Genomic DNA, 25,136 nt, shown 5'->3' with positions numbered 1-25,136 from the left:
CGGACGAACAGGCCCATGGGCAGACCCGGATCACCCCCGCGTGCGCGGGGAACAGGTGCCCTGTACCGGTTTTGGGTGCGTCACCCCGGGATCACCCCCGCGTGCGCGGGGAACAGCAGGCGGCGAAGAGCGCGCCGGCCGGGCCGGAGGGATCACCCCCGCGTGCGCGGGGAACAGACCGACGGCCAGATGGAGGCGTTCCTCGCCACCGGATCACCCCCGCGTGCGCGGGGAACAGCGAGTTCCGGACTGCTCCAGGTCGCCCATCACGGGATCACCCCCGCGTGCGCGGGGAACAGGCCGCCACCCCCTGCGCCTTGGCCATGTCCGCCGGATCACCCCCGCGTGCGCGGGGAACAGCGGGGGTCACCGCCCACCACGAACGGGTGGCAAGGATCACCCCCGCGTGCGCGGGGAACAGCACCGGCTGAACATCCTCGCCATGAGTGATCCGGGATCACCCCCGCGTGCGCGGGGAACAGGATGCGGCAAGACGACCATCGGGGTACGGCTGCGGATCACCCCCGCGTGCGCGGGGAACAGGCGATAGGTGTGTTGCAACGCGGTCCGCATGACGGATCACCCCCGCGTGCGCGGGGAACAGGTGTTGTGCCCGTGTGCGTGCGCCCCGACCGCGGGATCACCCCCGCGTGCGCGGGGAACAGCTCGTACCGCCCGGAGTCGTCGGTGACCGTGGTGGATCACCCCCGCGTGCGCGGGGAACAGTGGCCGCGGCCGACCGGGGTTGGCTTCGGTACGGGATCACCCCCGCGTGCGCGGGGAACAGCCAGGTGCGGCGTTGCATTCGTGGTCGGGGCAGGGATCACCCCCGCGTGCGCGGGGAACAGGGCGACCGCATTTCCTTGTCCAGGTCGTCCGGGGGATCACCCCCGCGTGCGCGGGGAACAGTCCGGCGACTGGCGAGAAGTCAACGACGCCCCGGGATCACCCCCGCGTGCGCGGGGAACAGATGCCGGCCACGTCGAGCGTAGGCGGCTTGCGCGGATCACCCCCGCGTGCGCGGGGAACAGTTCATCGACGACCCGGCCAACCAGCGCGCCTTGGGATCACCCCCGCGTGCGCGGGGAACAGGACGACGTCGGCCCCGTGCGCGGCGAACCACAGGGATCACCCCCGCGTGCGCGGGGAACAGCCGTGCTCGGTGGACAGGTCGACGCCGGCCCGGGGATCACCCCCGCGTGCGCGGGGAACAGCAAGTGCCAGGGTCACCGAGCTTTTCCGCAAGCGGATCACCCCCGCGTGCGCGGGGAACAGACCTCCGGATCCTTCAGGATCTCCACGAACTGCGGATCACCCCCGCGTGCGCGGGGAACAGGACAAAGCCGACCCAAGCGCTTTACAGGGGTCAGGATCACCCCCGCGTGCGCGGGGAACAGAGGGTTCGTTCGCTCAGGCCGGTACGCTCACGGGGATCACCCCCGCGTGCGCGGGGAACAGCAGATCGACAACGTTAGTATCCCACGGCGTAGGGGATCACCCCCGCGTGCGCGGGGAACAGCCCGCTTCCGGAAGCTCGCGGAAGTGCGTCCAGGGATCACCCCCGCGTGCGCGGGGAACAGACCATTTCGGTCCTAAGCATGGATCAAAACAGGGATCACCCCCGCGTGCGCGGGGAACAGGTGGCGGAGTGGGAGGCGGCGGAGCCGACCCTGGGATCACCCCCGCGTGCGCGGGGAACAGTTGAGCACCATGAGCGGCATGGGCGATATCTCCGGATCACCCCCGCGTGCGCGGGGAACAGTGCCACGCGATCCTGGCACTAAGCGGCGACTCGGGATCACCCCCGCGTGCGCGGGGAACAGGCCGAACACGATGCGGTGCGCGACCAGCCGGAACGGATCACCCCCGCGTGCGCGGGGAACAGCTCCTCGGCGCCCGCGCCGGCAACGCTTGGGTGGGATCACCCCCGCGTGCGCGGGGAACAGCCCCGATGACGGATGACCCTTTCGGTCCGTCTGGGATCACCCCCGCGTGCGCGGGGAACAGTCGAAATCACCGTCCAGAGCGCTAGAACGGTTCGGATCACCCCCGCGTGCGCGGGGAACAGTGGCACGCCCGCACCAGCGAGGTCATGGTGCCGGGATCACCCCCGCGTGCGCGGGGAACAGCACTCACCAGGCCGGCGGACGTCCAGGCGGCCGGGATCACCCCCGCGTGCGCGGGGAACAGGTTGAACATGCCAATGGTTTCCGTGTAGAGGGCGGATCACCCCCGCGTGCGCGGGGAACAGCCGGGAGGTCCAGGCGTGACCACATTGACCGGAGGATCACCCCCGCGTGCGCGGGGAACAGGTGACGAACGACGTGGTCCGGGTGTTGGCTTGGGGATCACCCCCGCGTGCGCGGGGAACAGCCGGCCGCGGGCTCGGCCGCGTTCATGCGTCGGGGATCACCCCCGCGTGCGCGGGGAACAGGTGGCAGAGTGGATGGTGGCGGAGCCGACCCTGGGATCACCCCCGCGTGCGCGGGGAACAGAAACCCCCGGGCTGGTGGATCGGGTGGAGCGGAGGATCACCCCCGCGTGCGCGGGGAACAGAGCCCCGCGTTGGCTTTCAGCGACCACCACTCCGGATCACCCCCGCGTGCGCGGGGAACAGTTCTTTGCGGCGGCGGCGGTGGTGGCGGCGGACGGATCACCCCCGCGTGCGCGGGGAACAGACTTCCTGACCTGGGGCGTTAAAGATCATCAACGCCATTTTCATTCACTAGGTTATGCAAGATCCCCTCCCGCGATACCGCCTGCGGGAGACAAGGTGCCATCGTCCCCCGCCCCAACACCCCACCACACTTGTACCCGCTTCTGCCATCCCGTCCGCCGCCGACCCACACACTGTGAAGCAGGCCAGCGCGACAGGTGAAGCGCACCGGTTGGCCGCATAACCACGGCGTGAAGTGCCGTCCATACGGCTTTCGGCGCAAAGCCGCTACGTCACAGGTCACTATGGATGCGGTGACCGTGGCTCCGACATCTCCACGGAGGCCGGGACCGTGCCGTAGCAAAGCCCAAGGATCGTAGGAGGAGAGCCGCGATATCGGCTTGAAAAAACCCCGCCCCTTGCCCCTTCTAACGTATAGCGCACAGGGGGGCTTGCGGCAAGACCCGGGTCTTGCCGCAGAATCGGCGGCCGGACCAGCGCCGACGAGGAAAACGGGGGCACGACGTGGGTGTGTTGTCGATGGCAATTGCGGTACGGAGCACGGCTGCCGCGGAGGTGTCGCGATGACCGAGCGGTACGTGTGGGACCTTCAAGAGGTCGACGAAACGCAGGGCGCTGTCGTTGGCGGCAAGGCCGCGCACCTGGGCGCGCTGACGCGGATCGAAGGCATTCGCGTGCCGGCCGGGTTCTGCGTGACGACGGACGCCTTCCGGCGGATCATGGCGGAAGCGCCGTCGATCGACGATCGGCTCGATGAGCTGTCACGCCTGAACCCTGGCGACCGGGAGGCGGTCCGCACGCTCAGCGCGGAGATCCGCCGGAGCATCGAAGGGATCGCCATCCCCGGCGACCTGGCGGCGGCGATCACCCGCGCGCTCGCCCAACTCGGCGAGCAGGCCGCCTACGCCGTCCGATCCAGCGCGACGGCGGAGGACCTGCCGACGGCCTCCTTCGCGGGCCAGCAGGACACGTACCTGAACATCGTGGGGCCGGCGGCGGTCCTCCAACATGTCAGCCGGTGCTGGGCGTCGCTGTTCACCGAGCGGGCCGTGACCTACCGCCAGCGCAACGGCATCGACCACCGTACGGTCCACATGGCCGTGGTCGTACAGCAGATGGTCTTGCCGGACGTGGCCGGCATCCTGTTCACGGCCGACCCTGTCACGGGCAACCGGAAGGTCGCCACCGTGGACGCCAGCTTCGGCCTCGGCGAGGCCCTGGTTTCCGGCCTGGTGAATCCGGACGTCTTCAAGGTGCGCGACGGCGAGATCATCACCAGGGCGATCGCCGCCAAGCAGCGTGCCGTGCAGGCCCTGCCGGCCGGCGGTACGCGGGAAGTGGTGGTCGACCCGCAGCGGCAGGAGCAGCCGGCGCTGACGGACACGCAGGTCGTGCGGCTCGTGCAGCTCGGGCGGCGGATCGAAGCGCAGTTCGGCCGCCCGCAGGACATCGAATGGTGCCTGGTCGACGACGACTTCCAGATCGTGCAGAGCCGGCCGATCACCACGCTGTTCCCCATCCCGGCGGCCCACGACCGGGAGAACCACGTCTACCTCTCCGTCGGTCACCAGCAGATGATGACCGACGCCATGAAGCCACTGGGGCTCTCCGTGTGGCAGCTGACGGCCATGGCGCCGATGCAGGAGGCTGGTGGGAGGCTGTTCGTCGACTCCACCCGGCACGTGGCCACGCCCGCCGGCCGCGCCGGCTTCCTGGAGCTGGTGGGCAGGTCCGATCCGCTGACCAGGGACGCACTGGAGATCGTCCTCGACCGTGACGACTTCGTCCCCACGCTCCCGGACGCCGGTCCCAGCGGGCCGCCGGTCGGCGGCGCGCCCGCCCCGATCGAGACCGATCCGGCCATCGTCACCGAGCTGATCGAGCGCAGCCAAGCGTCCATCGCCGCCCTGCGGCGCGACATCCGGACGAAGACCGGGCCGGCGCTGTTCGACTTCCTGCTGGAAGCCTTCCAGGAGCACAAGCGGGTCCTCGCTGATCCGCTGAGCATGCAGGCGATCATGGCGGGGATGGAGGCCAACTGGTGGCTCAACGACCAGCTGTGGGAATGGCTGGGCGAGAAGAACGCCGCCGACACCCTCACGCTGTCCGCCCCCGGCAACATCACGTCGGAGATGGGGCTGGCGCTGCTCGACGTCGCGGACGTGATCCGCCCGCATCCGCAGGTGGTGGCGTTCCTGCGCGGCGTCGAGGACGACAGCTTCCTGGACGAGCTGCCGAAACTCGCGGGCGGAACCGAGGCGCGCGACGCCATCGAGGGCTACCTCGACCGGTACGGCATGCGCTGCGTCGGCGAGATCGACATCACGAGGCCGCGTTGGAGCGAGCGCCCCACCACGCTCGTGCCCGTGATCCTCGACAACGTCAGGAACTTCGAGGCGGGCGCCGCCAGACGGCGCTTCGAGCAGGGGCAGAAGAAGGCGCAGCAGAAGGCGCAGGAGGTTCTCGTACGCCTGCGGGCACTGCCGGACGGGGAGCGGAAGGCCGACGAGACCGAGCGGATGATCGACCGGGTCCGCACCTTCGTCGGCTACCGGGAGTACCCGAAGTACGGCATCGTCAGCCGCTACTTCGTCTACAAGCAGGCCCTGCTCGCAGAGGCCGAACGCCTCGTGCAGGCCGGCGTGCTCGCCGCGCAGGAGGACGCCTTCTACCTCACGTTCCAGGAACTCCACGACGTCGTGCGCGCCAAGCAGGCGGATGGCGAGCTGATCCGGCAGCGCAAGGAGGCGTTCCGGTCGTACCAGGCGCTCACGCCGCCCCGGGTGCTGACGTCGGACGGCGAGGCCATCACCGGGGCGTACCGCCGTGACGACGTGCCGACCGGCGCGCTGATCGGCCTACCGGTCTCCGCCGGGACCGTCGAAGGGCGTGCCCGCGTCATCCTGGACATGGCCCAGGCTGATCTCGAACCAGGTGACATCCTCGTCACGGCCCACACGGACCCGAGCTGGACGCCCCTCTTCGTCGCCGTCGCGGGCCTGGTGACGGAGGTCGGCGGGTTGATGACACACGGCGCGGTGATCGCCCGGGAGTACGGCCTGCCGGCTGTCGTCAGCGTGGTGGATGCGACCCGGCTGATTCCCGACGGGCAGCGGATCCGCGTGCACGGAAGCGACGGATACGTCGAGCTCCTGCCGTGACCGACCACCCACCGAGAAGGCCCGGCTCCCCTGCGCTCGGCGTCCTCGAACCGCTTCACGTCGATGTTGTCCTGTTCCGGCTGGAGGACTGATGCTGGCTCCGCTGCGCTACGGCGCGTTCCGATACCTGGCTGTCGGCCGGCTGGTCAACATGCTGGGCAACGGTGTCGCTCCCATCGCGCTGGCCTTCGCCGTGCTGGACATGACCGGTTCCGTACGCGACCTGGGCCTGGTTGTCGGCGCGCGATCGGTGATGACCGTGCTGTTCGTGCTGTTCGGCGGGGTGGTGGCCGACCGGATTCCGCGTCGGCTGGTGCTGGTCGGCTCCAACGTGCTGAGTGCGCTGACCCAGGCGGCGGTGGCCGCCCTGGTGCTCACCGGCACGGCGACGATTCCGCTGCTGCTGGCGCTGGGTGCGGCCAACGGCATCGTGAGCGCCCTGTCCCAGCCTGCCTCGGCCGCCGCGACGCCGCAGACCGTGCCGCCGGAACTGATCCAGCCGGCCAACGCGCTCATCCGGCTCGGCATCAACGCGGGCATGATCGGCGGCGCCGCGTTCGGTGGCCTCCTGGTGGCCGCCGTCGGGCCGGGGTGGGGGCTCGCCGTCGATGCGCTCACCTTCGCTGTCGCGGCTGTCGCGTTCACCGGAGTCCGGGTCGCTGCCGCGTCGGCGAAGCGCACCCGTACGAGCGTCGTCGCCGACCTCCGGGAGGGCTGGACGGAATTCACCGCGCGGACCTGGGTCTGGGCGGTGGTGCTCGGCTTCATGGTCCTCAACGCGGCCCTCGCCGGTGGCGTGAACGTGCTCGGCCCGGCCGTCGCGGACGAGACGATCGGCCGTAGCGCCTGGGGCGTGGTGTTGGCGGCGCAGACCGCCGGCATGGTCGTGGGCGGGCTGATCGCCCTGCGGATCCGGGTACGCCGGCTGCTGCTGCTCGGCGTGGCCTGCATGTTCGCCGAGTCGTTCCTGCTGTTGGGGCTGGCCCTGGCGCCCAACCTCGTCGTGCTGTTGGCGGCCGGAGTGGCGGTCGGCATCGCCGTCGAACAGTTCGCGGTGGCCTGGGACACGTCGATCGCGCAGCAGATCCCGGCCGACCGGCTGGCCCGCGTCTACTCGTACGACATGCTGGGGTCATGGGTCGCCATCCCACTCGGTCAGATCGCGGTCGGACCGGTCGCCGCGGTGATCGGCACCCGCGACACGCTGCTGGTCCTGGCGACACTGGTGGTGCTCGCCGTCCTCGGCATGCTGGCCAGCCGGGACGTCCGCCGGCTGCGGGTGGTGGCCCCCGACCAGGCTGCCGGCGCAGCGCAGACCGAGCCAGCCGACGGTGGACCAGGCGACAGCCCTGCCGCGAAGTCCACCGAACCGGCGGCCCGCGCCTGACGGGGGCCTCCACGGCGACCACTACGCCGCCCGCGCTCGTGTGGTGTCCGGCTGCGGCGCCTGTCCGCAGACGGGCGCCGCAGGGCAGGTAGCGCGATGGTGGCGGATAGCCGCCGGGCGGCCGCCTGCGATCAGTGCGCTACCGCCGGGCGGCGGCGGCCCGCTGGCGTGCCGATTCGTACAGCACGACAGTCGCGGCGGTCGCCGCGTTCAGGGAGCTGGCGGACCCGAACATGGGGATCCGGACGAGTTGGTCGCATGCCTCGCGCCACCCGGAGCTGAGGCCGGTGGTCTCGTTGCCGATCAACGTCAGGGTGGGTTGTGTGAAGTCGTACTCGGCGGCGTCCAGGATGCCGCGCTCATCTGCTCCCATGATGCTCATGCCGATGCCGTCGGCGCGGACGTCAGCGACCCAGGATAGAACGGCCTGGTGGGAGGGCACCCGGACCACGGGCAAGGCGAACAGCGAGCCGGTGCTCGCCCGGACCGCCTTCGGGTCGTACACGTCGGCGGCGTGGCCGGTGACGATGACGCCGCCGGCGCCGAAGGCGTCCGCCGATCGAACGAGGGTCCCGATATTGCCGGGGCTGGTGGGCCGATCGAACACGACGGTGAGCATGGTCGGACCGACCGGGATACGGCGCAGGTTGTCCTCCCGCAGCGCGACCACGGCCAGCAGCTCTGGAACCGTGTCTGCCTTACCTCCCAGTTCGTGCATCAGTTCACGCGAGACGGCGAACTTCTCGGCCCGGACCGTGTCCAGGGCCTCGCGTGCCCAGCCGGACAGCTGAGCGCTGGTGTCGTAGAGCAACTCCCGGATCTGCCAGCCGTGCTCGACGGCCATGGTGATCGGGCGCACGCCCTGAACGAGGAACTCGCCGCGTCGCTGCCGCTTGGTCCGATTGCCGAGGAGAGCTTTCCACTGCTGGAACCGCGCATTGCGGCCACTCACTCGCAGAACCACTGCCAACCCGCCTCCGTCGCACGTAGCCCGCCCATGCCCTGCCTGCCACACTTCACCGGCCTCTGGCTCCCCGAGGTTTCCGACAAGGCCTTCGGCCAGGCGCTCAGGAACGGACGGGGCTTGTCGCCCCGGCGCCGCGGTCGGTGCCGTCTGCGTCCGGACCGAGGGCGTCCTGTCCGAGACCCTGACGGATCGCGATCTCCACGGGTGAGTATGCGCCGTCGGCCCGCTCCAGTTCGTACGGTGCGGCTGGCATCAGCGGCGGTTGGGCCATGAAGCGAGGCCGCGTTCCGTGGTGCGGTTGCGCCGCGTGCACCAGGAACGGGTGGCACAGGAAGACGTCGCCCGGAGATCCGGTGGCGAGGGCGAGCGGCCGGTGTTCGGACGCCGCCACCAGGTCGGGCGCAAGCGCCAGCCCGCTCGCTCCGTCCTCCCCGTACTTCTCCAGCACCTTCGGCACGTCGAGGTGTGAGCCGACCCGGATCCGGGTCGGGGCGTCCTTCTCACCGACCTCACTGAACAGGAACAGCATCAGCAGTGCCCGGCCCCGGGAGCGCACATTGGTGAAGTACCAGCTCTCGCCCTCCGGCAGATAGCTGCCCTCGATGTGCCAGCCCGCGTCGTCCGGCTCCTCTTCGTGCGGGAAGCGCAGCGGGAATGTGCCCAGCGAGTAGCGCGGCTCCCAGCGGCCCGCGCCGACGAGCAGGTCGTACGCGTGATGGAGGAACGGGGAGTTGGGAGCGGCGCCGAACGGCCCCTGCGCCAGGCCGGGCACCCAGTGCACGGGCTGCGTCCACGTCGCTGGATCGTCCGGGTCGCAGCCCGTCTCCCGCCACAGCAGCCGCGCGCAGTCCGCTGCCACGCGCGGCGCGACGGCGCCCTCCAGCTTTACGAAGCCGTCGCGAAGAAAGCGGGATACCAAGGTCGTGTCATCCATGCCCCCCATCCTGCGGCGGCGCCGGTCTCGATCACCCGACATTTTCAGCGCCGCTTCTGTCGGGTGCTGCCCGGTGCGCTGCGACCAAGGTTGACGTCGGACAAAGGCTTGATGATCTCGACACTCCGTCTGACCGTCGAAGGGAGCGAACACGTGGACACCCGCATCGTCGACCATCCCGCGTTCCGGCTCGTGGGGCACGCGGCCCGCGTCCGGCTGGTCCATCAAGGCATCAACCCGCACATCCAGCGGCACATCACCGCCCTGCCGACGGAGGAGCACCTGCGCTTGAAGGCTCTCGGCAACACTGAGCCGAGCGGCCTGCTCGCGGTCAGCGACGACCTTGACCCCGACTACGCCGAGGGCAGCGAGCTGACCTACCTTCACGGGGTCGCCGTGTCCCCGGGTACGCCGGTCCCCGGCGGCCTCGACATCATCGAAGTTCCGGCCGGCAGATGGGTGGTCATCCGGACCACGGGCCCGCATCCGCAGACCCTGCAGAAGGCCTGGGCCACGGCCGCAGCCGCGTGGTTCCCGTCCAACCCGTGGCGTCTGCGGCCAGGTCCGGAGATCGTCGCGACGCTTGAGCCTACGAACGACTTCAGCACCGCGACCTGTGAACTCTGGCTGCCCGTCGAACCGGCGTAACGATCTGGCGAGCATCCAGACAGCATCAGGGGCCCGGCCCGGCGGCCAACAGGATGACCCAGCCGCGGCAACCGAGCGCGAAGGTCCGGATCTGCCGCCGACCGGGCGTCAGCTTGCGTAACGGAGGTGTACGACGCCGTTTCGGAATCGGCGCTCATCGAGGAGTTCAAGGTCGACGCGCAGGCCGGTCGGCAGCCCTGGCTTGCCCCCGCCGACGACCACGGGCCAGACGAACAGGTGGCACTCGTCGACCAGCCCGGCCTGGAAAGCCTGCGTCGCGAGGTTGGCACCTCCTACGGTGAGATCGCTGCTGGCCGTGGCCTTCAGTTCGCGTACTGCGGCGGGGTCGAGACGGCGTTCGATTCGGGTGTCGGCAGTTGACACCGCGGCGAGGGTCGTGGAATACACGACTTTGCTCGCCGCCTGCCAGGCGCTCGCGAAGTCGGCCATGAGGTCGGACTGCGCGGCCAGAGCGGCGTCGGTCTCCCAGACGGCCATCGACTCGTACAGGCGCCGCCCGTAGAGAAACGTGCCCACGGACCGCACGAGGTTGGTGGTGAACGCGAACACCTCGTCGTCGGGTGGCAGCCAGGCGAAGACGCCGCGTTCGTCCTCGATGTAGCCGTCAAGCGACACGTTCGTCACGTAGATCAGCTTTGCCATGCCCCTACCTCTCGATGATCAGCTGCAACAGCCTGGACATTCATCAGCGTGGCGTCCAGCTTGGTGAACGCTTGGCGCCAACCCTCCTCGCTGGGGTGCGCCAGATGTTCGGGGAGCCACTGGCGGATCTCCAGTCGCGTCCGTCCGTCAGCCTCGTCGTGGAACTCGACCCGCAGTCTCGTCTCGAACGGCTCGAGGCCCTCCCGCAGCCGGCCACTGACGTGCATGACGCCTTCGAGTAGTTCGCCGTCGGCGACGTCGGTGAGGTCGACGTGGATGTGCACGCGAAGCTCGGGTTCGGCTGCGTTGACCTCCGTCCACCGTTGAAAGCCGCCGGGGCGCACGTCGAACTCCATCTCATCGCGCGGCAGTGAGTTGCCGATCGGGCCCCACCACGCCGCCAGGTGGTCGGGATCGGTGAAGGTTCGGTAGACGAGCTCCCGCGGCGCGTCGAACACACGCGAGATGACGAGCTGCGGAGTTTCCGTTTTCATTCGAGCTCCCTGGGGTCGTCGACCATCCGGTCCGTTGCCCGTTCGGCGGCCTGCACCGCGGCGAGGTGGGCATCGAGGCGGGTGAGGGACGAGTCCCAGAACCGCCGGTAGCGCTCGATCCAGTCGGCCGCCTCGCGCAGCGGGGCAGCCTCGAGGCGGCTCGCGCGCCACTTGCCCGACCGCGACCGCGAGATGAGCGCGGCGCGCTCGAGCACTTTCAGGTGCCGTGACACCGCCGGCATCGAGATGGAGAGAGGAGCGGTGAGCTCGGTGACCGTGGCGTCGCGTTCGGCCAGCTCGGCGATGATCGCCCGTCGGGTCGGGTCGGCGAGCGCCGAGAACACCGCGCTGAGCTGATCGGTGCCAGCCATCGGGACCCCCTTCACTTAACCACCATGTTAAGCGTATTGAGGCACGAGTGATGCTGTCAACGGATGGGTCGCGCGGCCGGCTCGGTCCCGGACACCGTCTTGCCGCCGAACAACCTGCGGCAAGACGGTGTCCGGTTCTGGCTTCCGCTGACCGAGCCCTGTCAGCAGGGGCGCGGTGGCCTGCCTGCCGACCCCGGGCCGGGTAGCTCCTCGGAAGCGTTGCCGTACGGATATGTCGTCGTCGGTATGAACGTCTTGACGTCAGCAGACTCATGCGCCCAGAGCTTGAGCAGGGTGCTGACCGCTGCCTCGGCGACCCGCTTGGAGTCTTGGACAACCGTCGACCGAAACCAGGTGCCGCCGGCGTCGATCGTCGCGATCGCCTCACGAGTGCCATCCACCCCGACGATCACCAGGTCCCCGATGTCTTCGCCGGCGGCCGCCCGTTTCTGGGCCGCGTCCACGGCGCCCAGCGCCATCTCGTCATTGGTGCAGAACACGACGTGGACGGCGCCACCCTTGCGGTGAGCCTCCTGCATCGTCTGGCCGACGATCCCAGCGGACCGCCCCCGATCGAACCGGCCCTGGTCGTTGATGGTCAATTCGGCGAACGCGACCTCCGCCCGGAGCCGGGCTGCGAAGGAGGCCTGCCGGTCGGCATGCTCAGTACTGGCGACCACCAGAACGTTCGGGGAGAGCAATCCCCGGTCCTTCAGAATTCTGGCCACCCATTCGGCTGCCCGGGTGCCGATCTCGGCGTCGTCGCACCCCACGAATGCGACGTTCGCTGGGTAGTCACGCACGTGCTCGAAAGGCGACGAGTCGACGAACACGATCGGGATGCGCAAGCTCCGACAGAACCGTTCGAAATCGACGTGGTTGACCGCACAGTCAGCTGCCATGACGAAGCCACCGAGGAAGGCCCGGGAGTTCCTCCTGAGCTCAGCGAGTTGTTGAAGCTGGCCGTGCCCGCCGTAGTCGTGCGGCGGGATCTTGAGGACAAGGTCGACGCCCTGCCGATCCAGTGCCCGGATCAGGTTCTCCAGCAGTTCGGCGACCCAGTGTTTCTGCACGAACGCCGAGACGAGGAGGAAGACCTGACGCCGGCCGGAATGACGGCGGTACCGGGTGACGGCGAACGCCGTCCCGCCGGCCGCGACAATCGCCGGGAACACGAGCCAGACCGACGTGGCCCACGCACGGCCCACGTCGACACCGTCCGGTTCGCAAGCAAGACCCCGGAGCGTCGTCAATAGCTGCAACCACAACGCCGACGACGACGTGGCTCTTCCTCGATCAGAGCGATCGTCGGAGCGTCATCATCACCTGTCATCCCGGCGGAGCATCGCGTCTGTTTCTGGATCGGGCATGAGCTCCCGAACCTCTTGCGCGCAGCGGCAAGCGCCAGCAATCTTGGCCGCCCACGCCAGCGCCTCCTCGCGTGCGGCCACGTCGACGATCACAAACCCGCCAAGGACCGCCTTGGTCTCCGGGTAAGGGCCATCGGTGACCGTCCCGTCCGTGGCCACGACGCTCGCCCTCTGGCGTTCGATTCCAGCACCGAACACAAACACGCCAGCGTTCACGGCCTCCTCAACCACCGCGTGCGAGGCCTTGCCCACGTCGGGCCAATCCTCGTCGGGGATGTGGTCCATCGCGCCGTCGTTGAACGAAATCAAGTACCGCGTCATCCCACGACTCCCTTGTCCCGACGGCCTCGCCCGGCCGCCTCTCGCCTGGTTCTACGAACGGCTCTGTCCCCGGATCCGACACTGTGCCAAGAGAATCTCACGGGATCCCCGCCGCTCGGCGCCCACAGGCGTCATGTCGCCCGTGTCCTGTCCGGGTGAACCTGCGCCGCAGACCCAGACGCTGACCTGCGGAAATCAGGTTCATCCGGACTGCGGGCCTATACCGCCACTCTGGACGCAGCGTGGCGGCTGCTCGCAACACATCGAGGAGACAGTCCGGACGCCAGCGTACGGATCATGCCCGGCGACGGCGGCCGGGTGCGCCGTCAGGTGGAGAAGTTGGAAACTCACGAGCCGCCGTCACTGGTGGCACTGCCCGCTACGTCAGCGACATCCAGCCAGCGGCCGCGTCCGTCGCCGATTGATCACAACATCACCACCGACAGGTAACAGCTGACTGCAGGCCGACATAGCCGCACATCACTTAGAGTGATCGGGTCGGCGCGGAGAGGAGTGTGTCGATGTAGTTCGGCGACGTTGTCCCCCAGTGTCAGGAGAGAGCATGAAGCGAAAGGTACTGGCCGTGCTTGGCGGTGCCGCGCTTGCGGTCGGCACGATCTCGATGGTTGCCGCGCCCGCGGCGGCGAAGGTGTGCACCGACGAGATGTCCGCCTGCACTCTGTTCTACGACGGCTACGGTGGTGTCACCATCCAGGACACGGCCTGCGACTCCACGGGCGTCTATGGTGAGTACCGCCGCACCCAGCAGAGTGGTACCACGCAGACGGTGAACAACTACCAGGGCTGCAACACGTCGGTGAACAGCGGCTCCGACAAGGTCAACTACGTCTACAAGCACAGGGCCGCGGCCAACTACACCGGTCCGGACTCCTACTCCGGCTGGGAATGGAAGCCGTAGCCAGATGGGGCGCGCGGGCCGACGCTTCGTCGGCCCGCGTTCCGTTTCACCGATGCCCGATGAGTGACGGGTTCAGATGACGACGACGAGCACACCTGCCAGCAGCGCTTCGGAGATGGCCTTGACGGCGCGCGGGATCCGCTACGAGGTGGCGGGCCGCACCCTGCTCGCTGGCGCGGACCTGACGGTGGCCTCCGGGCAGTCGGTGGCGATCACCGGACCCAGCGGCAGCGGCAAGACGAGCCTCGTGCTGTGTCTGGCCGGACTGCTGCCAGTAGCGCAGGGAAGCATCCACATCTCGGGCACCGAGTTGACCGGGCTGCGTGCCGGGGATCGCGCGGCGCTGCGACTGTCACGCATCGGCGTGGTGTACCAGTTCGGGGAGCTGCTGCCGGAACTCGCGCCGGTAGAGAACGTGGCCCTGCCGGCGCTGCTGGCGGGAGTGAATACCGCTGAGGCATACGAGCGGGCGGGAAAGCTACTCGCGGACTTGGGCGTGGCCGATCTTGCAGAGGCGCAGACCGCGACGCTGTCCGGCGGAGAACGCCAACGGGTAGCGGTCGCCCGAGCGCTTGTGACGCGTCCGGCGGTGGTACTCGCCGACGAGCCTACGGGCGCGTTGGACGAGACAGCCACCGATCTCGTTGCTGACCTGCTCTACGCGCTGCCTCGCAGATACGGCTGCGCCCTGGTAGTAGTAACTCACAACCTTCAGGTGGCCGCCCGCGCCGATTCCACCGTCGTTCTGCAGGGCGGGGCGCTGGTGCCAGTGACGGTGGCAGCATGAGGCGCCCCGGCCCAACCGCGATGCTCGCCGTACTCGGTCACCGCAGCAGCCGTCACGGCGGCGTGACGGCGTTGACCCACCGGGTGGCCTTGGCCGCAGCGACCGCAGTCGCTCTGCTAAGCGGATGGCTGTTCATCGCCGCGGACGCGGTATTCACCGCTCGTGACGCTCGTATCGTTTCCCGCGAACCAGTCTTCCTCGACCGCGGCGACACCAGCGCCCCGATAGCCAAGTGGGCCGAACGCGGCGACTTCCATCACGACAGCCAGTTCATCGTCATCAACGTGGTTCCACAACGCGCCGACGCACCGCCGCCACCGGGACTGGCGCGCTGGCCAGCCCCCGGGGAGGCGTTCCTGTCGCCAGCTTTGTTGGCCGCCGACACCGACGGAGAGCTTCAGCAACGCTACGGCCGCCTCGCCGGCGAAATCGGCGCCGAGGGCCTGGCTGAGCCCGCCGAGTGGCTGGTATACCTGCAGCCGACCGATCCCACGTGGCTGGACCGCTCCGGCGCCGAAACCCGAATCAGCGGATTCGGCAATCCGCAGGTCACGCCACTGACTTACCGCACCTCGGGGCTATCCGGCCGCACCGCCCAGGACATGTATCTACTCATGCTGCTCGTCATCGGCGTACCGACCCTGGTGTTGGTGGCGGTTGCGGTGCGCTCCGGCGCTGAGCAGCGAGACCGGCGCCTGGCGATGCTTGATGCCCTTGGCGCACCCGCACGAGCCAAGGCATGGGTGCTCGCCGGTGAAGCTGGCCTGCCGGTTGCCATCGGCATCCTGCTCGGGGTCGTTACGGCGGCGATGACCACCGTCGTCGATGTCACCGTACCGTTCGTGGACTACCGAGTACGCGCGGTCGACCTGTCGACTGGCCGTGCAGGGCTGGCGCTGCTGGCCGTCGGCACCGCCTTGCTGATGCTGGCGCTGACCATCGCCGCGCAGCTGCGGCGCCGCACGATGCAGGGCACGAGGCCCCGCGCCGTGACGGCTCGGCTGAGAACATGGCCTCAAGTCGTGTTCGCGGTGGCCGTGACGCTCTTGGCCCTGGCCACATGGTCCGCCGCCGAGGCCGGCGGGGTGTACCCCAACGCCCTGCAGATGCGCGTGTTCCAAGCGTCCATGCTGGTGGCCATTCTCACCCTGCCCGCAGCCGTCGCCAGCCTTGCCGTGCCTGTCGCACGCTTCGCAGCCCGCACCGGACGCCGCCGAGGCTGGCCTGCCGCACTCATCGGTGGACGCTGGCTGCTGGACCGCTCCGCAGCGATCGCTCGCATGTGCGCCGCCGTCGTCGTCGGCTTGGCGGTACTGACCTTCCTGCAGGTCTACCTCAACCAGGTCCTCGACGCGGGCACCTGGTCAACGCAGCGACAGCTGCTCGGCGACCGCATCGTCACCGTGCGCGCCAACAACCCCGCCATCGAGGCCGAACGTTTCACCACCACACTCGGCACCGATCGCACCGTTCGGGTCGCCACCGACGACAACAACAACCAGGCCCTCGTAGGCACCTGCGAAGCCCTGACCCGCCTGGGTACCTTGACCACCTGCACGGCCACACCCACCCCTGCAGGCGCGGCATATCACGCCTTCAACACGACCGGCGATGCCGTACGCTCCGGCGCGGCATCCACCATCATCTGGACAGACCCGCTCGTCGGCCCAACCGTGCCCAACGGATACCAAATCGTGGGCTTCCTGGTATTCAATGATCAGGGCACCTCGGGTGTGCAAGCCATCGCACGCACCGCGTACGCCATGCTCGCCTTCCCTGACGTGCACACCTCTGGGCAATACACCATCTCCGGTGCCGTTGACCAGGCCCACCTATACTCCTGGGTCTGGGCCTTCGGACTACTCGGTGTCCTCGTGCTGGCACTGACCACCGCCATCGGCGCGATAGACACGTTCCTGCTACAGACCCGCTCCCTCGGACCGCTCGGCGCCATGTACACCCGCCGACGGCTCTACACCACCATCGCTCAATGGAACATCACCGTGCCGCTTATTCTCGCTGGCGTCGCCGGAGGCGCCGCAGCTGCTGCCCTGGGATACGCCTTCAGTCTCACCCGCGGCTTCGGACGCCTCTCCTGGCCACTACTGACCGGCTCCGTTCTCACCGTCACGATCATCGCCATCGCGCTCGGTCTTCTCTGCGGAGAGACCGCGACCCGCGCAGTACGCCGCTGGCGACCAACTGCTGACTGACAACAACCTCGGCCGGCGGAACATCCGGCGAACGTGAGGGCGGAGACCCGGCAGCTCCCATTTCACTACGCCCGGTCAACACGTCCTACCGCCCGTCGACACCGCCCTTGATCACAAACCACGAGAGCCTCGCAGTTGCGGCGAGGCTCTCGTCATGTGATGGGCCCGTCAAGATGTAGCAGGCACTGTTACCCGACCCCGACGCGCGCCATCTATCGACGTAGAGTCTGCTGTCAGCGCCGTAGAAGTCTGAAGGTCACACGCTGGTAGGCGCGTTTCGCACCACGGCTGCCCGCGTGTCCTTTGAGGGTCGGCTAACAACACCCCACGATCGACACGACCCAGATCGAGATCAAATATTTGGCGGGCTGGGACAGCGACCCAAGCGCAGGGCCATTAGCAAGGCCCCCGGTGCCTGTGACCTCGGGCAGACACAGCTCCGAGCCAGAGCCGGACTGCTCACCACAGATTCAGGCGGACGCCGCCCCCTGAGTGCGCTGGTCGGCCGGTTCAGCGGACTCGGTCGTAGACGAGAGCCAAGGTGCCGTGCTCGCCCGCCGCCTGGCTGACGAGCGTCCACTGCCCCGCCGGCAGGCCGTCGTCGAAGAGGCGCGGTCCGCCGCCGAGGAAGACCGGAAAGATCGTCATAGCGAGCCGGTCGACCATGTCAGCGGCCAGCAGCGCCTTGATGACGCTCGCGCTGGAGAGCACCAAGATGTCGCCGCCTTCGGTTTCCTTGAGGCCCGAGACCACCTCCGCGGTCGGCTTGTCGACGACTGTCGTCCGCTCCCACGGCGCCTCGCCGAGGGTCGAGGAGAGGACCACCTTGTCGGTGTCGACGAGCCACTTCGCGAAGCCCTCGTCGCGCGTGTCGGTGCCCTCCATGCCGATGACGGTGGGCCAGAAGCCGAGGAACCCCTCGGCGTTGACCCGACCGAGCAGGGCCGTCGTCGCCGGCTCCCAGAGGCTGGTCAGGTGGTCGCGGGCTACGTCGGTGACGGCGTACGGCATCACCCAGCCCATGTCCAGGGGGGCGTCCGGCGCAGCGTAGTGGCCGTCGAGGGAGAGGCTCAGGTTGGTGACCACCCGGCGGCTGGCACTCTGCTTCGTCATTTCGTGCTCCTTGTCTCGGGGTCGGCGCCGACAGTGTCGACGGTGTCGTGCGCGGCGAGGGTCGCCGCGAGCTTGTCGAGGCTCTGGCCGAAGCCGATCTCGATGCCTGCGATGAAGTCCGCGGATTCGACCGTGCTGTCGGTGATCCGCCAGTGGACGTCGAGGTCCGTGCCGGTGTCGGTGGGCCGGAGGCCGAGGTCGACGTGGGCGGTGAAGGCGAGGCCGCCGTCGGGGAGCAGCGGGGAGAGCCGGTAGGCGAGGCGCTCGTTGGGGCGTACGTCGTCGACGACTCCCTCCGCTCTCCCCGCGACCAGGTCGGAGCGGTCGACGTCCTCGGCATCGCGGTACTCCTGGACGATTCGCCCACCCGGTCGCGCCTCGAAGACGAGCTCGGAGACGCGAAGGTCGTCGGGCGTCCACCATCCGGCGAGCAGCGAGGCCTCGGTCAGGTGGCGCCAGACCAGCTCAGGGCGCCCCCTCAACGACCGGAGGAACCTGAAGGAGCGGCCGTCGGCCCACCCTGACTCGTCCGCGGCGAGCCGCTCCGTATGGAGGCTGACCCCGTAGCGGTCGTAGGTCTCGCGCGCGCCGCCGAACTGGTCAGCGGTGTCGGCGAGCCGGCTGAGCGTAGCCGCCAGCTCCCGCAGGAGGGCGGGCTGGAGCGCGTAGATGCGGCGCTGGCCGGTGCGCTGGGAGGTGACGATGCCGGCGCGTTCGAGGGTCTGCAGGTGCTTGGTCGTCTGCGGTTGGCGCGCTTTGGCGAGCTGGGCGAGGACGCCGACCGAGCGGGGTCGCTCGGCCAGCAGGCTCACGAGCCGCCAGCGGGCCGGGTCGGCCAGTGCGGTGAGAACTGCGTCCATAGGAGAGAGCATTCCCCACCGAGAATATTCCTGTCAAGGAATAACTATGGGCAGCGCCGGGATGGTCCAAGAGCAGGAGTACGAGCCTGAGAAAGCCGCCGCTCCTGCCGCTGACCGCGCCCCGTCAGCGTCCGCTCCCGCCGACGAGCGGAAACTCGACCCTGCCGGCAGCGAAGCGCTTGCTCCTCACGCGGCGTCATGCCAGATAGTCGGTGGCGTGGAGGAGCACCTGACCGTGGGGCGCGTGGCGGAACTGGCCGGTGTCAGCGTCCGCACGCTGCATCACTATGACGAGATCGGCCTCCTGGAGCCGTCCACGCGGACCGCGGCCGGACACCGGGCCTACTCCGCGGGCGATGTGGAGCGGCTCCGGGAGGTGCTCGCGTACCGGCGGCTCGGCTTCGGATTGCGGGAGATCGCGGATCTGGTCGACGATCCGGCCACCGACGCGGTCGCGCACCTGTGCCGGCTGCGCGGCCTGCTGATGGATCAGCGCGACCGCGCCGCTGCCATGGTGACGGCCATCGACAGGGAACTGGAGGCACGGGCAATGGGGATCAGGACGACACCGGAGGAGCAACTGAGAGTGTTCGGCGCACAGTTGTACGACGCCATCGGATCTGCCTACCCAGCGACGCGGCGCACTGAGCCGCGGATCGCCGCACGCATCTGGGATGCGCTGGGGGACGCACGAACGGTACTGAACGTCGGGGCCGGCACCGGCTCCTACGAACCACCCGACCGGGACGTCACGGCGGTGGAACCGTCGGCGGTCATGCGGGCGCAGCGTCCCGTGGGGGCGGCGCCGTGTGTGGCCGCCCATGCGGAGAGGCTGCCGTTCGAGGACCAGTCCTTCGACGCCGCGATGGCGGTCAGCACCGTCCACCACTGGCCGAACCCGGTGGCCGGGCTGCGTGAGATGCGCCGCGTGGCCCGCCGCGTGGTGGTGTTCACGTACGACGCCGATGACACCGGCTGGCGTGAACGGTTCTGGCTCACCCGTGACTACCTGCCTGAGTTCGCGAACCTTCTCGTCGGCTGGCCCTCACTGGCCGACCTGACCGACGCGATCGGAGGACGCGCGGAGCCGCTGCTCGTCCCGTGGGACTGCGCTGACGGCTTCTTCGAGGCGTACTGGCGCCGACCCGAGGCGTACCTGGACGAACATGTCCGTCGCGCTGTTTCGGTCTGGACCAGGGTTGGGCCGCAGGCGGAGCAACGGGCAGTCCGCACCCTCCGCGAAGACCTCGCCTCAGGTCGCTGGGCCGAGCGCAACCGCGACCTCGTCGCCCTCGACACGGCAGAGCTCGGCCTCCGCCTGCTCGTAGCCTGAACCACCGTGCCGCATCCGGGTGCGACGCGGAGATCCGGTGCACGCTCACGCCGCCGACCGCGCCCCGTCAGCGTCCACTCCTGTCGATGAGTGGATGTTCGATCTTGGCAGGTTTCTGTTGACCTCAACCAGAGTTCAGGTGCTTCACTGTCTGCCATGGGTCTTGACGAGTTGCGCGTCGCCATCACCGGTGCGGCCCGGGGTACGGGTCGGCTTCTGGCCGAGGCGTTCGCCCAACGCGGTGCACAGATCTTCCTCGCGGCCCGCGATCCGGTGGCGGCCCGGCGGGTTGCGGATGCGATCAGCCAGCGGGGGTCCGGTCGGGTTGATGCGTTTCGCTGCGACCTCGCCGCACCGGATTCGGTACGCGGGTTCGCCGCGGCCGTAGCCGACCGGACAAGTCACCTCGATGTGCTGATCAACAATGGCGCCACATACATCGAAGGTGGCGACCTGGCAGACGTCTCGGACGACACGATCGAAAGCGTGATGGCTGCGGGCGGGACCGGCACCGTGCTGCTGACCAGGCATCTGCTGCCGCTGCTGCGCGCATCGTCGCGGCCCGACGTCGTCAACATGATCTCCGCCTGCGGCGAGGTGGGGCACCGTCGTTCGGGCGCGCATCCCGCGTTCTACGCGGCCAAGCATGCCCACGCCGGGTTCGCTGAGATCCTGTCGCACCGGCTCCGGCCGGAGGGGATCCGAGTGATCTCCCTGTTTCCACCGGACTTCGTTCAGGACGGGCCGCGGCGGGCGGACAGTGACCTCACTGCGCAGTCGGTTGTCGACTGCGTGGTCTTCGCGGTTGGTCAGCCACGAGACTGCTTCATCCGCGAGTTCCACTTCGAGCAGGTACGGAGTCCACACTCCTGAGCACCCGCCGTGCCAGGCAGCCTGGGCCGACCGAGCATCCTCGGCGCAGGTGATGTGTGCCCTGCCGATGGGCTGACCGGCGGGCGCGGTGCCGTCACGCCGTTGCGGGAAGGATGACCCGTTGCAGCACGGTGAGCGGGGTCCGCCACTGGTCAGGGTCGTCGTAGTTGCCGGCGGTGATGGCCACGGTGAGGTCCAGGTCGGGCAGGACGAACAGGCGTTGGCCGCCGTTGCCCATGCCGGCCACCAGCCGATGGCCCTCGATGGATTCGATGTACCACTGGTAGCCGTACTGCGCGCCCCAGCTGGTCTGCAGGCGTGGCTGGAGCATCGCGTGTATCCAGTCGGCGGGGACGATCCGCCGACCGTCCCAGGTTCCCTCGGCCAGCACCAGCTCGCCGAGCCGGGCCAGGTCGCGGGGCGCGAGTCGCAGCCCGGACGCGGCGGAGGCCACTGCGTCCGCGCCGGTCATCCACTCGAAGCTGCCGATGCCCAGCGGCCCGAACAGCATGGCCTGCGCGTACTGCGGCAGCGACTGCCCGGTGCCGTCGGCGATCAGTCGGCCGAGCAGAGCCGTGGCGCCGCCGCAGTAGGTCCATCGGGTGCCGGGCGGCTCGAGGATCGGCCGATCCAGGATGTACCGGCACCGGTCCGGCGCCAACTCCATCGCGATCTCGGCGTTGGCCGGGCTGTTGTACGGGAGATCTTCGCGCCACTCCACGCCCAACGACATTGTCAGTGCGTGCTCGACGGTGAGCCGGGCCCGCCGGGGATCGGCCGCCAGGTCGAGGTACTGCGGGAACCGCTGTAGGAGTGGCTCCGCCGGCGGCGGGACCAGCCCTTCGCCGAGCGCGATGCCGTACAACAGGACGGTCACGCTCTTGGTGACGGACCGGATGTCGTGCAGGACCCCGGGCCCGAACTCGACGACGCCCAGCGAGTCGCCCCAGGCGAAGTCATCACCGGTCCCGTAGTACTCCAGCACGGTTTGACCACCGCGTACCGCCGCGACAGTGTGTAGACCGCCGACCTGGTCAGCTCGAAGTACTTCGTCGAGACGGTCACGCAACTGCGTCGTCATGGGCACTCCGAGGGGGCGATGCCGGCCAGCGGAACAGCATGCTCGTTATACCGGAGTTTCCGCTTTTGAAACGACCCGGTTGGGAGGGTCAAGCCCGGGGCGCCGCGCGCCTCGGTGGCCACCGAGCGCTTCAGGCTGCTTGGCGGATGGTGATCACGCCGTCTGTCGGACGAGTGGCGATCGCCGGGTCAACGGATTGTGGCGATGAGGCGTTGCAGGGCGGCGTGGGCGGGGGGGCCCCAGGTGGGCTTGCCGCCGGGGCGGCCGTGGTCGCCGGCATCGCCGATGAGGATGCCGCTGAGGGCACGTGCCAGCGCCCAACCGCGAGCGCGGCGCATGGTGGCGGCGTCCGGGGTCGGCTGGTAGGCCGCGTAGAAGGGGTCGATCATGCCGTCGGGTAGCAGAAGCCATCCGGCGGCGAGGTCATATGCCGGGTCGCCCGCGCAGAGGTCGCCGAAGTCGATCACGCCGCAGAAGGTGCCGTCGGCGGTGAGGACGTTGGCCGGGTGCAGGTCGGCGTGGAGCCAAAGTGCCGGGCCCGTCCATCGAGGCGCGGTGACCGCGTCGTGCCAGACGGCGCGGACGGTGTCCGGGTCGTCGATCAGCCCCCGCTCGGTGGCGTAGGTGAGCCCCTTGGCGAACTGGTCGGCGTGCTCGGCCAGTGGCCCGCCGCGGTCGCGGCCTGCGGGCGCGTCGCTGGGGGCGGGTTGGTGAAGAGCCGTCAGGAAGGTGGCCAGGGCATCGGCAGCGTGTGCAGCGCGCGTGATGGGGTTCCGGTCGGCGGGTGTGCCCGGGACCCAGGTGGTGATGAGCCAGGGCCGCGGGAACCGTTCGGAGGGTTCGCCGAATCGCTGCGGGACGGTGATGGGCAGCGGAAGTCGCGGGGCCAGCGCGGGCAGCCAGGCGTACTCCTTGAGCAGCAGCGCGTCTGCGGTCGAGGTCGCCCAGGGAAGCCGGACGGCAAGGTCGTCACCGAGCCGCCACAGTTGGTTGTCCCATCCACGCGCGCCCAGCCGAACCGGGCGATCGGCGAGGTCGGGATGCTGGTCGCGTACCAGATCCCGGACCAGCTCCGCCGTGACCTCGATCTCGACGTGGGTCATGCGAAGAAACAGTAGTCTCGCAGCGGAACCGCAAGCGTGCTGGGCCAAGGACGTGGTGCCAGTCGTCGGCACGGTCACGATATCCAGTCATGCCGCTGGCCGTGCGCCGGTCAGCGTCCGCTCCTGCCGATGGGCGCTAAACCGTTTCTCGTTCCCCACGATCGACTGACAGGATGACGGGATGGTGTCCAGCCCCTGGCCGATGCGCGTCGGTCTTCTCCTTCTTCGGGAAGCACGCGAGAGCGACATTGAGCAGCTGCTGTCCTTCCGCAACGATCCTGCGGTCAACCGGTTCATGCTCCGCACGAGTGTCGACCCGGGGACGTTCCGCCAGGAATGGCTGGCTGTGCCAACCAGCGATACCGATTTCTCCTGCGTTGCCGAGGTCGACGGGACCGTTGTCGCGATGGGCTTCCTCGAAGTCGTAGACGGCATGGGCCAGCCTGGGATGCCGAAGCGCACAGAAGGGGTTATCGGATACATCGTCGAGCCGGGCTCCGCGGGGAAGGGCGTGGCGAGTGATCTCGCCCGCGGCCTGCTCGTGGCGGCGTTCGACCGCCTGGGGCTTCGGCGTGTCATCGCAAGCTGTAACGCCGACAATCCTGCCTCTGCACGGGTGCTCGAGAAGGCGGGGATGCGGCGTGAGCAACACGGAATCGAGGACTCGTGGCATGCCGAGCTGGGCTGGGTCGACGGCTACCAGTACGCGATCCTCGCGCGCGAATGGCACGCCATACACAGCCCGGAGGCGTGCCGATGAGGTGTGCTGGCCAAGCTGCTGACTGGTGCCTCGTCTTTGGACGTTGATCGGGTCACCCACTGGTTCTGACGTTGTGTCGGGCGGGGCGGGACGCCGCCGTCGGCGCCTGCATCCGCTGGCGCAACCCAGCGGGGGCTTGGAACGTCTGTCGGGCCGACCTCGGGTGCGCGCACCCCTCCTACTCGCCGCGGGCTTGTTGCTATGGCCGCCTCTCCGATGCTGCTGGCTTTTCCCGGGCTCGGGGAGCTGGTGACCAGCACGTAGGGGTCGGTCAGTTGACGATGCCGAAGCCGCCGGTCCAGGAGACCCTCTCGTTCGCGGCCAGGTTGATCTGCAGGAAACCGAGGGCCTCCATCTCCCGGGCGCGCTTGAGGGAGCCGACGTCGATCGCCTTCAACCCGGCGGCGGTGATCACGCCGGCAAGGGTGGTCTTGGCGTCGGCGTCGTCGCCAGCGATCAGCACGGTGGTGGTCAGCGGGCCGACGTTTCCATCGGCGAGGGTGCCGGCGAAGGTGGTGTTGAACGCCTTGAGTACCCGCGAGCCCGGAAGCTTCGCGGCGATCTCCGCAGCGGCCGAGGAGTCGGCGGGCACGGTCAGGGAGTCGAAGGTCTCGAAGTTCAGCGGGTTGGTTATGTCAACGATGATCTTGTTGTCGAGCTGGCCGGCGCGCTGCGCCAGGACCTGCTCCACGGCCGGGTAAGGCACGGCGAGCACGACGATGTCGCCACTGACCGGCTTGTCGGTGTCGCTCTTGCCGAACAGCTCGACTGTGTTGTCACCCCTGGCGGCAACGGCGGAGATGGCCTGACCCATGTTGCCGGCACCGATGATCGAGAGGCGTGCCATCGGACTCTTCCTTTCACAAATGGTTGATGCTTCAAGCAAGAAGCGTGAGCAAGCAGCGGTCGACCGCCAAGCGGCTCGCCTCCCGGGTGTGCCTTTCCTCCCTGGCCCAGCGCACCAATGCCACTCTCCCACGGCTCTCGCACGCGGTACGGCGACTTGACGACTATGGGCTGGCGGATTGGTTTCCCCTGCCCGAGGGCAGGGGCGCGCCGACGAGACAGTTGCTGCCCCCGTGGCCCGTCGCCCAGGTCGGC

General features: G+C 68.9%; 21 protein-coding genes and 1 CRISPR repeat array (1 of these 22 cut by a window edge). Of the genes, 9 read left to right on the top strand and 12 right to left on the bottom strand.

Annotated elements, in window-relative coordinates; genetic code table 11:
* Positions 1-2,678: a CRISPR direct-repeat array (repeat unit 28 nt; unit sequence GGATCACCCCCGCGTGCGCGGGGAACAG); it reaches 338 nt to the left of the window's first position.
* Positions 2,679-3,057: 379 nt separating this feature from the next.
* Positions 3,058-5,838, top strand: coding sequence for a rifamycin-inactivating phosphotransferase (gene rph, locus AB0D32_RS06835; RefSeq protein WP_357085820.1), 2,781 nt, complete (start codon positions 3,058-3,060; stop codon positions 5,836-5,838).
* Positions 5,839-5,929: 91 nt separating this feature from the next.
* On the top strand, positions 5,930-7,225 hold the full coding sequence (locus AB0D32_RS06830) for an MFS transporter (protein ID WP_357085818.1): 1,296 nt from the start codon (positions 5,930-5,932) through the stop codon (positions 7,223-7,225).
* Between the two features lie 139 nt (positions 7,226-7,364).
* Here the strand turns inward: AB0D32_RS06830 and AB0D32_RS06825 are convergent, their stop codons facing one another.
* Positions 7,365-8,195 (bottom strand): TrmH family RNA methyltransferase, encoded by an 831-nt coding sequence (locus AB0D32_RS06825; RefSeq protein WP_357085816.1) that lies wholly within the window; start codon positions 8,193-8,195, stop codon positions 7,365-7,367.
* Positions 8,196-8,292: 97 nt separating this feature from the next.
* Positions 8,293-9,126, bottom strand: a complete 834-nt coding sequence (locus tag AB0D32_RS06820) for a phytanoyl-CoA dioxygenase family protein (protein WP_357085814.1) — start codon at positions 9,124-9,126, stop codon at positions 8,293-8,295.
* A 153-nt stretch (positions 9,127-9,279) separates the two neighbouring features.
* Here AB0D32_RS06820 and AB0D32_RS06815 point away from each other — a divergent pair, with 153 nt between their 5' ends.
* Positions 9,280-9,774, top strand: a complete 495-nt coding sequence (locus AB0D32_RS06815) for a GyrI-like domain-containing protein (RefSeq protein ID WP_357085812.1) — start codon at positions 9,280-9,282, stop codon at positions 9,772-9,774.
* Between the two features lie 108 nt (positions 9,775-9,882).
* Here AB0D32_RS06815 and AB0D32_RS06810 read toward each other — a convergent pair whose 3' ends face one another.
* The 5 genes from AB0D32_RS06810 to AB0D32_RS06790 all read right to left on the bottom strand — a co-directional run bounded on the left by AB0D32_RS06810 (position 9,883) and on the right by AB0D32_RS06790 (position 12,993).
* Positions 9,883-10,437 carry a dihydrofolate reductase family protein gene (locus AB0D32_RS06810; protein WP_357085810.1) on the bottom strand — a complete coding sequence of 185 codons (555 nt, stop codon included), beginning with the start codon at positions 10,435-10,437 and terminating at the stop codon, positions 9,883-9,885.
* Positions 10,425-10,931, bottom strand: a complete 507-nt coding sequence (locus AB0D32_RS06805; protein ID WP_357085808.1) for an SRPBCC domain-containing protein — start codon at positions 10,929-10,931, stop codon at positions 10,425-10,427. The genes AB0D32_RS06810 and AB0D32_RS06805 overlap by 13 nt, the downstream gene beginning before the upstream one ends.
* Complete coding sequence (locus tag AB0D32_RS06800) at positions 10,928-11,302, bottom strand: metalloregulator ArsR/SmtB family transcription factor (protein ID WP_357085805.1); 375 nt, start codon at positions 11,300-11,302, stop codon at positions 10,928-10,930. Before AB0D32_RS06800 ends, AB0D32_RS06805 begins: the two co-directional genes overlap by 4 nt.
* A gap of 161 nt (positions 11,303-11,463) precedes the next feature.
* Positions 11,464-12,510 (bottom strand): substrate-binding domain-containing protein, encoded by a 1,047-nt coding sequence (locus AB0D32_RS06795; protein ID WP_357085803.1) that lies wholly within the window; start codon positions 12,508-12,510, stop codon positions 11,464-11,466.
* A gap of 114 nt (positions 12,511-12,624) precedes the next feature.
* Positions 12,625-12,993: a YciI family protein gene (locus tag AB0D32_RS06790; RefSeq protein ID WP_357085801.1), complete on the bottom strand. Its 369-nt coding sequence runs from the start codon at positions 12,991-12,993 to the stop codon at positions 12,625-12,627.
* Between the two features lie 562 nt (positions 12,994-13,555).
* On the opposite strand from AB0D32_RS06790, the gene AB0D32_RS06785 reads away from it, so the two are divergent.
* The 3 genes from AB0D32_RS06785 to AB0D32_RS06775 all read left to right on the top strand — a co-directional run bounded on the left by AB0D32_RS06785 (position 13,556) and on the right by AB0D32_RS06775 (position 16,912).
* Positions 13,556-13,912, top strand: a complete 357-nt coding sequence (locus tag AB0D32_RS06785; protein WP_357085799.1) for a hypothetical protein — start codon at positions 13,556-13,558, stop codon at positions 13,910-13,912.
* Between the two features lie 76 nt (positions 13,913-13,988).
* The gene (locus AB0D32_RS06780; RefSeq protein WP_357085797.1) at positions 13,989-14,699 is read left to right on the top strand and encodes an ABC transporter ATP-binding protein; all 711 of its coding nucleotides are present in this window, start codon (positions 13,989-13,991) and stop codon (positions 14,697-14,699) included.
* Entirely contained in the window at positions 14,696-16,912 is a 2,217-nt protein-coding gene (locus AB0D32_RS06775) for a hypothetical protein (RefSeq protein WP_357085795.1), read from the top strand. The genes AB0D32_RS06780 and AB0D32_RS06775 overlap by 4 nt, the downstream gene beginning before the upstream one ends.
* A gap of 510 nt (positions 16,913-17,422) precedes the next feature.
* On the opposite strand, the gene AB0D32_RS06770 is transcribed toward AB0D32_RS06775, so the two are convergent.
* Positions 17,423-18,025, bottom strand: coding sequence for a dihydrofolate reductase family protein (locus AB0D32_RS06770; protein WP_357085793.1), 603 nt, complete (start codon positions 18,023-18,025; stop codon positions 17,423-17,425).
* A complete protein-coding gene (locus AB0D32_RS06765) occupies positions 18,022-18,885 on the bottom strand; it encodes a metalloregulator ArsR/SmtB family transcription factor (RefSeq protein ID WP_357085791.1) in 864 nt (287 codons plus the stop codon). The genes AB0D32_RS06770 and AB0D32_RS06765 overlap by 4 nt, the downstream gene beginning before the upstream one ends.
* A 217-nt stretch (positions 18,886-19,102) precedes the next feature.
* Here AB0D32_RS06765 and AB0D32_RS06760 point away from each other — a divergent pair, with 217 nt between their 5' ends.
* Both AB0D32_RS06760 and AB0D32_RS06755 read left to right on the top strand, forming a co-directional pair.
* A complete protein-coding gene (locus AB0D32_RS06760; RefSeq protein ID WP_357085789.1) occupies positions 19,103-20,218 on the top strand; it encodes a MerR family transcriptional regulator in 1,116 nt (371 codons plus the stop codon).
* A 156-nt stretch (positions 20,219-20,374) separates the two neighbouring features.
* A complete protein-coding gene (locus AB0D32_RS06755; RefSeq protein ID WP_357085787.1) occupies positions 20,375-21,091 on the top strand; it encodes an SDR family oxidoreductase in 717 nt (238 codons plus the stop codon).
* Between the two features lie 94 nt (positions 21,092-21,185).
* On the opposite strand, the gene AB0D32_RS06750 is transcribed toward AB0D32_RS06755, so the two are convergent.
* Both AB0D32_RS06750 and AB0D32_RS06745 read right to left on the bottom strand, forming a co-directional pair.
* Positions 21,186-22,172, bottom strand: coding sequence for a serine hydrolase (locus AB0D32_RS06750; protein WP_357085785.1), 987 nt, complete (start codon positions 22,170-22,172; stop codon positions 21,186-21,188).
* Positions 22,173-22,360: 188 nt separating this feature from the next.
* Positions 22,361-23,275: an aminoglycoside phosphotransferase family protein gene (locus tag AB0D32_RS06745; RefSeq protein WP_357085783.1), complete on the bottom strand. Its 915-nt coding sequence runs from the start codon at positions 23,273-23,275 to the stop codon at positions 22,361-22,363.
* Positions 23,276-23,456: 181 nt separating this feature from the next.
* Between AB0D32_RS06745 and AB0D32_RS06740 the strand changes: the two genes are divergently transcribed.
* Entirely contained in the window at positions 23,457-24,035 is a 579-nt protein-coding gene (locus tag AB0D32_RS06740; protein WP_357085781.1) for a GNAT family protein, read from the top strand.
* A 271-nt stretch (positions 24,036-24,306) separates the two neighbouring features.
* Here the strand turns inward: AB0D32_RS06740 and AB0D32_RS06735 are convergent, their stop codons facing one another.
* Positions 24,307-24,882, bottom strand: a complete 576-nt coding sequence (locus tag AB0D32_RS06735) for an NADPH-dependent F420 reductase (protein WP_357085778.1) — start codon at positions 24,880-24,882, stop codon at positions 24,307-24,309.
* Positions 24,883-25,136: the final 254 nt, after the last annotated feature.

Origin of the sequence: Micromonospora sp. NPDC048170, from assembly GCF_040652795.1 — a bacterium.
Lineage (GTDB): Bacteria > Actinomycetota > Actinomycetes > Mycobacteriales > Micromonosporaceae > Micromonospora.
This window is presented reverse-complemented; position numbering and strand designations above follow the sequence as displayed.